Origin of the sequence: uncultured Rikenella sp., from assembly GCF_910579375.1 — a bacterium.
GTDB lineage: Bacteria > Bacteroidota > Bacteroidia > Bacteroidales > Rikenellaceae > Rikenella.
In genome coordinates this window covers 1-13203 of the sequence record NZ_CAJTUJ010000047.1, presented here as the reverse complement: position 1 = coordinate 13203, position 13203 = coordinate 1, and the positions used below count along the sequence as shown (strand labels likewise).

The following is a 13203-nucleotide window of genomic DNA, read 5'->3' as shown; positions in this document are numbered from 1 at the left end:
TTGCCGTCGCCCGCGGCAATTCTTGCCGGATTGGCCGAGTGCCAACCGGCAGAATATGCCCTCTTAGGCGGGAGGGCGACGGTTTTTTCGTGGGTGAGCAAGTTTTTTCGCGCGCCTTGCGCGATTCATTCTATTTCGGCTCATCGCCGAAATAGCTGAATCGCTTCTTTAGGCGGGGCGCGCGTCTTTGGCTACGGGAGGAGACTGCCCTCGGGCCGGGCAGGCCCCGCGTGCCCGCAGTGGGCAAATGGCAGCCTCTACCCCCGTTCTCTGTCCGCGCACTTGGACAATAAACTGTCATTTCCTCTTACCCCCGTCCACAAGCTGCGACGAAAACGGATGGGCCAAATTTTTCCAACCCGTCAGCGTCGCCTGAACACGCCCCACTCGAATCGGAGTCTCCATATAGATCGGTATCCGGTTCGCGTCGTCCGAAATCCAAATCAAAAACTCGCTCCCATCCTTGAACGACTGCGCATCGCCCGTCGCCAATTGACACGAAAACTTCAAACACCGCACCTGCCCCGTCGCCGGAGCGTTGATAATCTCCCGCCCCTGATACACGTACCGAATCCTGCGGATCGTATCAATCATCACTAAGTTCAAAAATCCCGCCTCCCCCTTCTGCATCGTACCGATCGACGGCAGGTTTCGCAGGTTGAAAAAATGAGCGACCGGATCGAAGTCCGACTCCCCGATCGACATCGTCCGTCCCCGCTCATAGCCCTTTTTCTGGTTTTTGCCATACGTCCTCACCTCGCCCTTCGTCCAATCGAACCACTGCCGGCTGCGATACCGATAATTCCCCTCCTGAATATCCGACGTGGCATACAACGGCCGCAGCGTCGCCGTATCGAGCCACGTTTCATAGACATCGTTCACCCGGAAAAAGACCGAGAAAAACGGTTTGGTCACCCCCTGCGCCCAAATCCGATAAGCCGGACCGCCCTCCATACGTCCCTCGGAAAGCCGGAAAGTCACCGTCGCCACGTCGGTCGTCAGCATCGTCGAAGCATAACCCGCCGTGTAGGTCAGCTCTTCGCCCGCCCGGAAAGCCAACGGCCGCGCCGACGACTGCCCCCGGACTCGTCCCCCGCCCACTGCGCACAGCACCGCGACAAGCGACATAAAAATCGGAAATCGTTTCATAACAGAGACAAATATAATCGTTTTTCAGGCAGTGCAACCCCCGTGCCGTACTTTTTCCTCGGCCTCGCAACCGGCTCCCGGCGCGCGACCGAAAAAAGAGTATATTTGTGTACGGAAAGACCATGGACAGCATCCTCGACAGACCGATCCAGTACCTGCCCGGAATCGGGCAGAAACGCGCCGAACTGCTCGCCGCCGAAATCGGCGTCGAAACGTTCGGCGACCTGCTGATGCACATCCCGTTCCGATATGTGGATCGGTCGAAAATCTACAAAATCAACGAAATCCGGGAGGAGCTCTCCACACAATACATTCAGGTGAGGGCACGGGTACGCGACAAAGGGATCATTGGGACGGGCCACAAGGCGCGGCTGGCGCTGGTGGTGACCGACGATACGGGCGAGATGGACGTCGTCTGGTTCCGCGGCGCGCGATTCGTGATGAAGAAGCTCGAAGTGGGCCGTGAATACATCTTTTTCGGACGCCCCACGATGTTCAACGGCTGGCCGAACATGGCCCATCCGGAGTTCGAACCGCCGATCGTGATCGAAGGACAGGAGCCGGTCGGCATGCAGGGCATCTACAGCACCACTGAGCGGCTCACCTCGATCGGGCTGGGGACGAAAGCCATTTTCAATGCCGTGAAAACGCTCTGGGGGGCGGTCAAGAATTACATTCCGGAGACGCTGCCGGAATATCTGTTGCGACAGGAGCGGTTGGTGGGACGGGCCCAGGCGCTGCATGACATTCACTTCCCGTCGTCGGCCGAAGCGTTGCAGGCGGCAATGCGACGGCTCAAGTTCGAGGAGCTGTTCGTCATCCAGCTCCAGCTGTTGGGCCAGCGGCAGGTGCGGATGGAAAAGGTGCAGGGATTCAAGATGCCGAAAATCGGGGGCTATTTCAATATGTTTTACCGCGAACAGCTGCCTTTCGAACTGACGGGCGCCCAGCAACGGGTCGTCCGGGAGATTCGGGGCGACATGGTGAGCGGCCACCAGATGAACCGCCTGATGCAGGGCGACGTGGGGAGCGGCAAGACGATCGTCGCGCTGCTGTGCATCCTGATCGCGGCGGACAACGGATTCCAGAGCGCGCTGATGGCACCGACGGAGATACTGGCCAATCAGCACTACCGGTCGGTGATGTCGCTGGTGGAACGGACGGGGCTGAGGGTCGAATTGCTGACGGGGAGCACGGGGCGGAGGAAACGGGCGGAAATTGCGGAGGGGCTGATGTCGGGCGAGATCGACCTGCTGATCGGCACCCACGCGCTGATCGAGGAGGGAGTTCAGTTTGCGCGGCTGGGATTCGCGGTGATCGACGAACAGCACCGGTTCGGGGTGATGCAGCGGGCCAAGTTGCGCATGAAAAGTCAGGATTTGCCGCCGCACGTGCTGGTGATGACGGCGACACCGATTCCGCGGACGCTGGCGATGACGCTCTACGGCGATCTGGACGTCTCGGTGATCGACGAGCTGCCGCCGGGGCGGAAACCGATACATACTTCTCATGCGCGGGAGTCGCACCGGTTGAGGCTGTTCGGCTTCCTGCGCGAGCAGATCGCCCGGGGACGGCAGGTCTATATCGTCTACCCGCTGATTCAGGAGTCGGAGACGCTGGATGTGGCGAATCTGGAGGCGGGGGCGGAGGTGATCGCGCGGGAGTTCCCGCCGCCGAAGTACACGAGCGTGGTGGTGCATGGCAAGATGCCGGCGCGGCTCAAGGATTACGGGATGGAGCAGTTCAAGCAGGGAAAGGCGCAGATTCTGATCTCGACGACGGTGATCGAGGTGGGGGTGGATGTGCCGAACGCGACGGTCATGGTGATCGAGAGTGCGGAGCGGTTCGGACTGTCGCAGCTCCACCAGCTGCGGGGCCGGGTGGGCCGGGGCGGCGAGCAGTCGTACTGTATCCTGATGACGGGGGACAAGCTCTCGACGGAGGCGCGGCACCGGATGGAGGCGATGGTCTCGACGACGGACGGTTTCCGGCTTTCGGAGCTGGACTTGCAGCTCCGGGGGGCGGGCGACATCGACGGTACGGCGCAGAGCGGGCAAGGGATCGAGATCAAGGTTTCGAACCTGGCCAAGGACGGCGACATTCTGGAATATGCGCGGGGGGTGGCGGAAAGGGTGCTGGCGACGGATCCGAATTTACAGGATCCGGCGAACGTACTTTTGGCGGCTGCGATCGCACGGCTGAACCGCAAGAAGAAGATCGAGGTGGACTTGAGCCAGATCAGCTGACGCACAAAGCGGTGACAACCATAGCGAAACAACACTTTTGCACGTTTCGCGGACAAAGAGCGGGGGTAGAGACGGCCATTAAATCACCCGAAGGGTGCGTCCGCCCGGCGGACGCGTTCGCGCCACGGCGGGCGGCCTTTATTACTTCAAAGTAACCGCGCGCCCCGCCTAAAGAAGCGATTCAGCGATTTCGGCGGTGGGCCGAAATAGAATGAATCGCGCAGGCGCGCGAAAAAATTTGATCCTGTACGAAAAATCCGTCGCCCGCCCGCCTTAAGAGGGATTTCACTCATTTTGCGTTAGCAAAATCGAGATGAAATCCCAGCGGGCGACAGCAAAACGCGGCGGAGCGATAGCGGAGCCGCAGTGAGGCGGACACGGGGCAGTGCTTTTGCGGCTCGAAGAGCCGTGCGGGCCGAAGCCTCCGACCGCGGAGGCCCGCAACTCGCTATGCTCGTTGAGTGCACCCGCAGGCTTCGACCCGCTAAGGCAATTGCATTTTCGCAAACTCGATTGCACCTCCGCTGGCGGCGACCCGCTTAAACCAAGAGCGAATAGCGCTCCGAGGACGAATGCCACGAATAGGGCGGTTCTGTGAACCGCAGGTTGCCACTCAAAAGTAGGGTAGAGGCTGCTCTTATTTTTAGGGTAGACCCGGCCTTTTGCCCACCGCGGGCACGCGGCGTTTATTCCGAGAGACAACGCAACTGAAGACCACTGGGCACGGCTGTCCATGTTGCCGGAATTGAGATATTGGGCGCTGAAGTTAAGGAATACGCCGAAGATGCTGCTCACGGAGGACGAGTAGCTAAACCCGCCGGTGCCGATGTATATCAGATCGCCTAATCGTCCATAGTAGCCCGCATCGCGGAAGCCCGGGGCGGGGAAAAACGAACCGAAGCCTTGTGGCAACAAGATATATTACCCGATTGCACACCATGAAAGAGACCGAAGAAGACATACTCCGGAAAGTCCGCAAAATCGAGATCAAGACCCGCGGCCTCTCCAACGATATTTTCGCCGGGAAATACCACTCCGCCTTCAAAGGACGCGGGATGGCTTTCAGCGAAGTGCGCGACTACCGCATCGGAGACGATATCCGCGATATCGACTGGAACGTCACCGCCAGAAACCGAGCTCCGTATATCAAAGTCTACGAAGAGGAACGGGAACTGACCATGATGCTGCTCGTCGATGTCAGCGCCTCCCGCATGTTCGGGACACAGGGACAATTTAAGAAGAACCTGATGACCGAGATCGCTGCCGTGCTGGCCTTCTCTGCGGCTCAGAATAACGACAAAATCGGCTGCATCCTCTTTTCCGATCGCATCGAAAAGTACGTTCCGCCAAAGAAAGGACGGCAGCACGTTCTGCGGATTATCAGCGACCTGGTCGACTTCCAACCGGAAGGGCGCGGAACCGATATCAACGAAGCCCTGCGTTTTTTCACCAACGTGATGAAAAAACGGTGCACCGCATTTCTGCTGACCGACTTCATGGACTTTTCAGCCGATACCACACGTGGCGAGGCCTTGCACGTCAACTTCGAAGAGGGATTGAAGATCGCCTCGTCGCGGCACGACCTGGTCGGATTGCGTATTTACGACATTCGGGAAGCCGTGTTGCCCGACGTCGGGATTATTGAAGTGCAGGACGCCGAAGAGGGGAGAAAAGTCTGGGTCGATACCGCCTCCGCCCGGACGCGCGACAGCTATGCTCGGTACTGGGAGCTCGCCTCCTCGGCGATCGGACAGGCCTTGACCAAATGCCGGGTCGATACCGTCTCGGTGGCCACCGGCGAAGATTATGTAGCCGCTTTGTTGCGGCTCTTTAAAATGCGATAACTCGTGGATATGAAACTATATCGTCCGATTCTTTTTCTCCTTTCGGCCTTTGTCGCCGCCGGGGGAAGCGTGGCATCCGGAACGGCCCAGCCCCTCTCTGCCCAGCGGCCGCCCGAGGTACACACCCGGCTGGTGCCCGACACCGTGTTGATCGGCGACCAGTTCAGCCTCTTTCTTGACATCGACAAAGATGTCGCACAGGAGATCCAGCTGCCTCAGTTCGAGGACGGGAAGTTGACGCCGCAGATTGAAATGCTCGGGATCGACCGGATCGACACCCTGGAGCAGAGCGGACGGCGGATCAGGATACGCGTTGCGTATCGGCTGACGGGGTTCGACGAGGGAAACTATGCCTTGGGCGGCTTCCCGGTCGTTTGGTCGGCCACGCCCGACGAAGCGAAGGCCGGGAAAGGCGACACCGTCTTTGCTCCGGAAGCGATGCGGCTCGTCGTCGAGACCTTCGAGATCGACACCGCAAAACAACAAATATTCGATATCAAACGACCGCTCAACACCCCGTTCCAGTGGCGCGAAATCAAGGAGTACCTCTTGTGGGGCGGATTGATTGCCGTGGGACTGGCTGTCGTGATCTATCTGGCCGTCAAGTATCTGCGGCGCGGGCGACGGGGCGCGGGCAGACCGGCTGTGCCGCCGCACGTCGCGGCTATTCGTGCTCTGGAACGGCTGCACAGCCGCAAATTGTGGCAGAACGGCAAACACAAGGAGTACTACTCCCATCTGGCCGACATCGTGCGCATCTATATCGAGGGCAGGTACGGGATCGGCGCCATGGAGATGACCTCCGACCAGATCCTGGACGCCGTGCGGGAGGTGAACGACGAGCGGCTGCGCGAAAAACTGCGCCAGCTTTTCCGGCTGGCCGACCTCGTGAAGTTCGCCAAGCTGAACCCGTCGCCCGAGGATAACGAACAGGCCTACTTCGACGCCTATTTCTACGTCGAAGAGACCAAAGAGCTCCCTGCGCCGGGCGAAGCCCCTGCCGCGCCGGGGGTGACGGCGACCGAAGCGGTCGATATGCCGGAAGACGACTTGTTCGATCCGGAAACGAAACCTGAAAACAAAGAGTTCGAACGATGAGGAGGAATATATTGATTTTGAGTCTGTTTTCCGTCGCTCCGGCCATTGCCTGGGGGCAAAAAGAGCGGGCGGATATCCGGTGGGGGAACCTCTCCTACTACGAAGGGAAATATCCGGAGGCGGAAGTCGGGTATCGGCGGGCGTTGGAGAAAAAAATCACCTCTTACGAGGCTAATTTCAACCTCGGCGGCGCGCTCTATAAACAGGGGCGGTACGACGACGCGGCAGCGGCTTACGGGCGGCTGGCCGAAGACGGAAACGATCGGCACCGGCAGGCGGCGACCTATTACAACCTGGGGAATACGCTCGTACAGCAACGCAAACTGGACGAGGCGATCGAAGCCTACAAAAACGCCTTGCGGCTCGTGCCGGAGGACAAAGAGGCGAAGTTCAATCTGGCCTATGCCAAAAAGTTGAAGCAGGAGGAGCAACAGCAGCAGGATAACCAGAACGATCAAAACGAGAACAACCAGGATAATCAGGACAACCAGAATAATTCCGACAATCGGAATAACGACGACCGAAACGACCCCGATCAAGATCGGAATAATCCGGACAGGAATAAAGATAAAAACAACGATAAGAACAACGACGATCGGAACAACCCCGACGACGGGCAGTCGGACAAGAAGAACGAGCCGAACGACGGCCGGCAGCCGGAACGTCAGCCGTCCGCCTCGCGCGAAGAGTCGGAACGCCTTCTGAAAGCGATTCAGGCCAGCGAGGACAATACCAAAAAACGGGTCGATGCCGAGAAGGCCGAAGCGGTCGGAGTTCGCGGGCGGAAACAGTGGTAGGGGGCGACGAGGGGCTTGCGGAATAGATAGTTTGTTGATTCAAAGACAGATACGGAACACTGTATGTTCGATATAGTAAGATTCGAAAATCCACGCATCTTGTGGTTGCTGCTCGTGCTGGTGCCGATGGTGGTTTATTACGTCTATCGCACGCTTCAGGGAAGGGCTGCCATTCGGCTCTCCACGGTGCGCGGCGTGGAGCGATTGAGGCATACCTATCGGTACTGGTTGAGGCACACGCCGTTCGTGTTGCGGTGCGCGGTGGTGGCCCTCGTGATTTTCGCCATGGCGCGGCCCCAGTCGGCCGAAGATCGGCAGAATATCAACGCCGAGGGGATCGACATCGTGATGGCGCTCGACATTTCGGGATCGATGCTGGCGCGCGACTTTCAGCCCGACCGGCTCTCGGCGGCCAAGGATATCGGATCGAAGTTTATTTTCGGTCGGCCTACCGATCGGATCGGGCTGGTGGTGTTTGCCGGCGAGGCGTTCACCCAGTCGCCGATTACGACCGATCACGTCTCGCTGGTGAACCTCATGAATCAGATCGAGATCGGGATGATTGCTGACGGGACGGCCATCGGGAACGGGCTGGCGACGGCGGTGAACCGGTTGAAAGAGAGCGACTCGCCGAGCAAGGTGATTATCCTCTTGACGGACGGGGTGAACAACAGCGGTCAGATCGACCCGATGACGGCGGCGCAGATCGCTGCGGACTACGGCATTCGGGTCTATGCGGTGGGGATCGGCAGCGAGGGGGTGGCGCCGACGCCGACGTTGAATGCCTGGGGCGGCATTTCGTTCGTACAGGCCAAGGTCGAGATCGACGAGGATATCCTGCGTCGGATTGCCGAGCAGACGGGGGGGCGTTATTTCCGGGCGACGGACAATACCAAGCTGGCCGAGATTTATGCCGAAATCGACCGGTTGGAAAAAACGCGGGTCGAGGTTGAAAATTTCGTGAAATACAGCGAGGTGTATCACGGATGGTTGTTGTTGGCGATTGTGTTGCTGGTGGTCGAGATCCTCAGCCGCTATCTCTTCCTCCGCCAGATACCGTAACTTTTAACCCGTTCTTTTATTTGTACCTACCCGGCTGGAACTGCCGCTTTTTGGAAAAAGCGGCACCAAAAACTTTTAGTTAGCTACGCTACTCCTCAGGCTCCGCAGTCCTCATGTTTCGCGAGTCTGTCGGGCTGGGTTTTCTCGGCGAGCGCGCTTAGGGTATTATGCCCAATTATTTAGCGCGCTGCGCCGGAAAACCACAGCCCAACGAACTAACCAAGATTTAGGCCGTCGGCAGTTTGAGGATGCGCCAGCATCCGTCTAAAGTTTTTCTGGTTCTCTTTGTTCACAAAGAGAACAGTACCCTCCCGGGCAAATACAGATAAAAGAAGGGATATAAATTTAGGATATGTTCAGATTTGCGCAGCCCGAGTATTTGTGGCTATTGATATTGTTGCCAGCCGTTATAGCCGTTTATTGGTGGTATCGGCGTGCCCGGAACCGGCGGTTAGCCCGTTTCGGCGATCCCGAGACCATTCGGCAGCTGATGCCCGAAGCGTCGCCCAAACGCGTGAGAAACAAATTCATTCTCACCGCCATAGCGTTGCTTCTGATGATCCTGGCCTTGGGGCAGCCCCAGTTCGGCGCCAAGTTGCATGAAGTGACCCGGAAAGGCGTCGAAATCATGCTCGCCGTCGATGTCTCGAACAGCATGCTGGCCGAAGACTTCGCCCCCAACCGGCTGGAACGCACCAAGAACGCCGTGAACCGGCTCATCGAACAGCTCGACAAAGACCGCGTCGGGATGGTCGTCTTTGCCGGAGACGCCTATATTCAGTTGCCCATTACCTCGGACTATATCTCCGCCAAGAGCTTTGTGAACGGACTGAATCCCAATATGGTACCCGTTCAGGGAACCTCTTTGGCACGAGCTTTGGAGGTCGCTACCCGGTCGTTTTCCGACCAGAGCCGACAGAGCCGCGCCATTATCCTGATTACCGACGGCGAGAGCCACGACGACGATCCGATTGCCGCAGCCCAGCTGGCCAAGGAGCAGGGCGTAGTCGTTTACACCGTCGGGATCGGGACACCCGAAGGGGCGCCGATCACCATCGGCGGCGAGACCATTAAGGACGAAAACGGACAGATGGTCGTCTCGAAACTCGACGAACAGACCTTGCAGCAGATCGCCGTGTTGACCGGCGGCAGCTATGTCCGCGCCACCGACATGCAGATCGGTCTCAACGAGATACTCAAACAGATCGACCGGATGGAGAAAAAAGAGTTCTCCTCCATGGCCTTTTCCGAATACAACGACCAGTTCCACTACCTGTTGGCCTGTGCCTTGGTGCTCCTGCTCGTCGAATTCATGATGCTCGACCGGAAAAACCGGTGGCTCTCCCGGATTTCGATCTTCAAATCCTGAGATCCCATGGGGAAAACGACAACGACCGGTCGGAAGTCGATGCAAAAACGTAATTTTGTGCAGACCCTTATGAATAGAATGAAACTCGATACCTGTTTCCGTCGGTTGCGGCGGTTGTGCGTAGCCGGGACGGTGGGGTGGATCGCCAGTCTCTGCCTGTGGAGCGTTTCGGCCCAAGAGGTGGAGTTCGAGATACAGGCCCCGCTGACCGTCGCGAACGGCCAGCAGTTCCAGATCGAATACGCCGCCTCGACCACCGGCGACCTGAACGGCGCGCAGTTCGCACCGCCGACCATGCCCGAGGGGATCGAAATCCTCTCCGGGCCGGTGCGGGCGACCGGCGTCTTTATGAGCAACATGGGCGGCGTGTCGGAGAGTCGGCAGACCCATACCTACACCTACTGGGTGCGGGCCACGCGGGCCGGGAAGATTACCTTGCCTGCCGCTACGCTGACCGTCGGGAATAAACGGTATACCGCGAAATCCACCGTGATCGAAAGCCTCGAAAACGGCGCGACCGGCGGCGCGCGACCGGCGGGAAACGGGAGGCGGAACAGTGGCGGTGCGGCCGGTGAGACGGCTGCTCCGGCACCCAAGACGACCGTTGCTTCGGATGACATCCTGTTGCGGATAGAGGTCAGCAAAAACGACGTCTATAAAGGCGAGGCGCTGGTGGCTACCTTGCGGATCTATACCCAGATCGAGATTTCCGGTCTTCAGCAGATTAAATACCCGGCGCTCAACGGTTTCTGGGCTCAGGAGATGGATGTCAGCGGACAGGGCGGCGAACGCGTGACGGTCGGCGGCAAGGTCTATCTGTCTCAGGTGCTGCGTCGGTGGTTGCTCTACCCCCAGCGCACCGGCACGATCGAAATCGAGCAGACCCAGCTGACGGCAGTGGCCCGGCTCGTGACCCAGATGCCTTCGACCGGTTCGCCTTACGACCTCTTTTTCGGCGGTGCGGCCCAGGTCAAGGAGGTGCCGACGCGACTCTCTACGCCCGTCGTGCGGATCCGGGTCAAAGAGCTGCCCCAGCCTCAGCCGGCCGATTTCAGCGGCGCGGTGGGACAGTTCCAGCTGACCGGCGTCATCTCCGGCGACCGCTTTCCGGCCCATAGCGCCGGTTCGATCTCGCTGCGGCTGACCGGGACGGGGAATTTCCCGCTGATCGAAGCGCCGCAGATCGATCTGCCGGTGGCATTCGAACAGTTCGACACGAAGACCACCGAACAGTTGGCCAGTACCCTGCGCGGGACGACCGGCGAGCGGACTTACGAATATCCGTTCATTGCGCGGGCCGAGGGAACGTATGAGATACCGGCTGTGGGATTCTCCTATTTCGATCCGGCTACCGGGCGGTACGATCGGCTGACCACCGAAGCGTTTCATGTCGAAATCGTCCGCGGCGAGGGAGGCTCGGGCTCCGGGCTCGGAATGGTCTCCGGCGTGACGAAAGAGGATTTGAAACTCCTCGGTTCCGACATCCGCTTCATCCGGATGGGCGATCCGCACCTCGTGCGGCAGGGGCGTGTTTTCCTCTGGTCATGGGGCTGGTTCCTTGCGGCGATCGGGCTGGCCGCGTTGTTCGTGGGGCTGTTGTTCTACCTGCAACATCGGATTCGTGAGCGTGCCGATATCGTGCGGGTCAAGACCCGGAAAGCGAATAAAGTGGCTCTGCGGCGGTTGAAACGGGCCAAGGCTTATCTGGCGGCGGGGAAAGAGAGCCCGTTTTTCGAAGAGATGTTGCGCGCTTTGTGGGGATATATGGGAGACAAACTGGCGATCTCGGTAGCCGATTTGACGAAAGATCGGGTGCGACATGTGTTGGTCGTCGAACGCGGGATTCCGGACGAAGAGGCGCGCGAGTTTCTGAACCTGATCTCGGAATGCGAATTCGCGCAGTATGCGCCGGCGGGCGGGGTGCAGATGGATAAGGCTTATCAGGCCGCTCTCGACTGGATCGGGCGGTTCGAATCCAAAATATGATCCGTATGAAGAAGATAAATATATTTCGTTGGGCTTTTCGTGGCGGAGCGGTTGTGCTGCTGACTCTCGGAGCGTGCGCGCTTCCGGCTGTGGCGGAGGAGGGTGGGGCGACAGTCGATACCGTCGGTTTGGCACAGGTCGGCGACGCGGATCGGGTGCCGGCAGACTCGCTGTGGGCCCGGGCGAATGCTGCGTACAGCAACGGCAGCTATCGGCAGGCGGTGGAATTGTACGAGACGTTGCTCGGACAGGGGGTGCACAGCGTCAAACTCTACTACAACCTCGGCAATAGCTGGTTCAAGCAGGGGCGGATGGGCAAGGCGATTCTGAACTACAATCGCGCGCTGCTGCTCGATCCGACCGACGAGGATACGCAGTACAATCTGGCTTTGGCGCATGCTCGTATTGTGGATAAAATCGACACCGTACCCGAATTTTTTCTCAAAAGCTGGCTGCGGCAGTTGGGGTTGATGCTCGGGTCGAACACCTGGGCGGTGCTCGGGCTGGTCTTTCTGGGGCTGACGTTTGCCGCAGTGATTCTTTGGCTGCTGGCCGGGACGCTGAGGGGACGGAAAGTCGGTTTTTATGGGGCGGTGACGGCGTTGATTCTGTGCTTTCTGTCGTTGTTCTATGCCAATTTCCAACGGAGTCGGCTGTTGCACAACCGAGAGGCGGTGGTGATGAATCTCGTCGCGCCGGTCAAGAGTTCGCCGGGGACGGGCGGTAAGGATCTGTTTGTGTTGCACGAGGGGACGAAGGTGCGGATGCAGGAGGAGCTGGACGGTTGGACGGAGATCGTTCTGTCGGACGGAAACAAGGGGTGGATCGCTTCGGATGCTATCGAGGCGGTCGATCCGGCGGTCGTTGATCACCGGTCGCAAGCAGCAGGAGGGGAGGAGTAGCGCGCGGTGTCCAAGTTGCTCGAAAACGTCGTCGGAGAGCTCTCCAAACTGCCGGGCGTGGGGCGTCGTACTGCCCTGCGGTTGGCTTTGCACCTTTTGCGGCAGGAGGTGGCGGATGTCGATCTCTTTGCCGGAGCGATCTATCAGTTCCGACGCGATATCTGTTGGTGTCGCCAGTGTCGGAACCTCTCCGACGAGGAGCTTTGTCCGATCTGTACCGATCCGAAGCGCGATCGGACGACTATTTGTGTGGTGGAGCAGGTAGGCGATCTGATTTCGATCGAAAATACGCGTCAGTACAACGGATTGTATCATGTGCTGGGCGGTGTGATCTCGCCGATTCAGGGGATTTCGCCGTCGGATCTGCATGTCGATCTTCTGCTGGACAATGTGACGCGGTTCGGGGTGAAAGAGGTGATTCTCGCGTTGGGGACAACGATCGAAGGGGAGACGACGTCGTATTATTTGACCAAAAAATTGCAGCCGTTGGGCGTAACGGTATCGGTGATTTCGCGGGGTATCGGCTTTGGCGACGAGCTTGAGTACGCGGATGAACTGACGATTACACACGCTTTGAAGAATCGGCAGTCGTTGTCCAAATAGAGTATTTTGCGTGATGGGAGAGGAGTTTTCCCCGTGTCTTTCCGTGAGGAGGGCACGGTTTTTTTGTTTCGGGTACTGCCGTACGCTGACAGAGAACAGGGGTAGAGGTGGCCTTGGGGGTAGAGGCTGTGCCTTCCGAGTGCCGGG

General features: G+C 58.8%; 10 protein-coding genes. 9 read left to right on the top strand and 1 reads right to left on the bottom strand.

Going from position 1 to position 13203, the window contains the following annotated elements; all coding sequences use genetic code 11:
• Positions 1-297: 297 nt before the first annotated feature.
• Positions 298-1149: a DUF3108 domain-containing protein gene (locus tag QZ302_RS05635; protein ID WP_294593476.1), complete on the bottom strand. Its 852-nt coding sequence runs from the start codon at positions 1147-1149 to the stop codon at positions 298-300.
• Between the two features lie 107 nt (positions 1150-1256).
• Here QZ302_RS05635 and recG point away from each other — a divergent pair, with 107 nt between their 5' ends.
• From recG to recR, 9 genes are all read left to right on the top strand, one after another.
• Positions 1257-3395, top strand: a complete 2139-nt coding sequence (gene recG, locus QZ302_RS05630; protein WP_363323618.1) for an ATP-dependent DNA helicase RecG — start codon at positions 1257-1259, stop codon at positions 3393-3395.
• Between the two features lie 938 nt (positions 3396-4333).
• The gene (locus tag QZ302_RS05625; RefSeq protein ID WP_294593474.1) at positions 4334-5239 is read left to right on the top strand and encodes a DUF58 domain-containing protein; all 906 of its coding nucleotides are present in this window, start codon (positions 4334-4336) and stop codon (positions 5237-5239) included.
• Positions 5240-5242: 3 nt separating this feature from the next.
• Positions 5243-6337 carry a hypothetical protein gene (locus QZ302_RS05620; protein WP_294593472.1) on the top strand — a complete coding sequence of 365 codons (1095 nt, stop codon included), beginning with the start codon at positions 5243-5245 and terminating at the stop codon, positions 6335-6337.
• Entirely contained in the window at positions 6334-7134 is an 801-nt protein-coding gene (locus tag QZ302_RS05615) for a tetratricopeptide repeat protein (RefSeq protein WP_294593470.1), read from the top strand. The genes QZ302_RS05620 and QZ302_RS05615 overlap by 4 nt, the downstream gene beginning before the upstream one ends.
• 63 nt (positions 7135-7197) lie before the next feature.
• The gene (locus QZ302_RS05610) at positions 7198-8196 is read left to right on the top strand and encodes a VWA domain-containing protein (protein ID WP_294593468.1); all 999 of its coding nucleotides are present in this window, start codon (positions 7198-7200) and stop codon (positions 8194-8196) included.
• Between the two features lie 352 nt (positions 8197-8548).
• Positions 8549-9565: a VWA domain-containing protein gene (locus QZ302_RS05605; protein WP_294593466.1), complete on the top strand. Its 1017-nt coding sequence runs from the start codon at positions 8549-8551 to the stop codon at positions 9563-9565.
• A 78-nt stretch (positions 9566-9643) separates the two neighbouring features.
• Positions 9644-11551: a BatD family protein gene (locus QZ302_RS05600; RefSeq protein WP_294593464.1), complete on the top strand. Its 1908-nt coding sequence runs from the start codon at positions 9644-9646 to the stop codon at positions 11549-11551.
• A 5-nt stretch (positions 11552-11556) separates the two neighbouring features.
• A complete protein-coding gene (locus QZ302_RS05595; protein ID WP_294593462.1) occupies positions 11557-12453 on the top strand; it encodes a tetratricopeptide repeat protein in 897 nt (298 codons plus the stop codon).
• Positions 12454-12459: 6 nt separating this feature from the next.
• Positions 12460-13056: a recombination mediator RecR gene (gene recR, locus QZ302_RS05590; protein ID WP_294593460.1), complete on the top strand. Its 597-nt coding sequence runs from the start codon at positions 12460-12462 to the stop codon at positions 13054-13056.
• Positions 13057-13203 lie beyond the last annotated feature (147 nt).

Bases quoted from the DNA above. Each gene is read 5' to 3' on its own strand.
- QZ302_RS05615 (WP_294593470.1), top strand. From the start codon at position 6,334: ATGAGGAGGAATATATTGATTTTGAGTCTGTTTTCCGTCGCTCCGGCC.
- QZ302_RS05605 (WP_294593466.1), top strand. From the start codon at position 8,549: ATGTTCAGATTTGCGCAGCCCGAGTATTTGTGGCTATTGATATTGTTG.
- QZ302_RS05595 (WP_294593462.1), top strand. From the start codon at position 11,557: ATGAAGAAGATAAATATATTTCGTTGGGCTTTTCGTGGCGGAGCGGTT.
- QZ302_RS05625 (WP_294593474.1), top strand. From the start codon at position 4,334: ATGAAAGAGACCGAAGAAGACATACTCCGGAAAGTCCGCAAAATCGAG.
- QZ302_RS05600 (WP_294593464.1), top strand. From the start codon at position 9,644: ATGAAACTCGATACCTGTTTCCGTCGGTTGCGGCGGTTGTGCGTAGCC.
- QZ302_RS05610 (WP_294593468.1), top strand. From the start codon at position 7,198: ATGTTCGATATAGTAAGATTCGAAAATCCACGCATCTTGTGGTTGCTG.
- QZ302_RS05635 (WP_294593476.1), bottom strand. From the start codon at position 1,149: ATGAAACGATTTCCGATTTTTATGTCGCTTGTCGCGGTGCTGTGCGCA.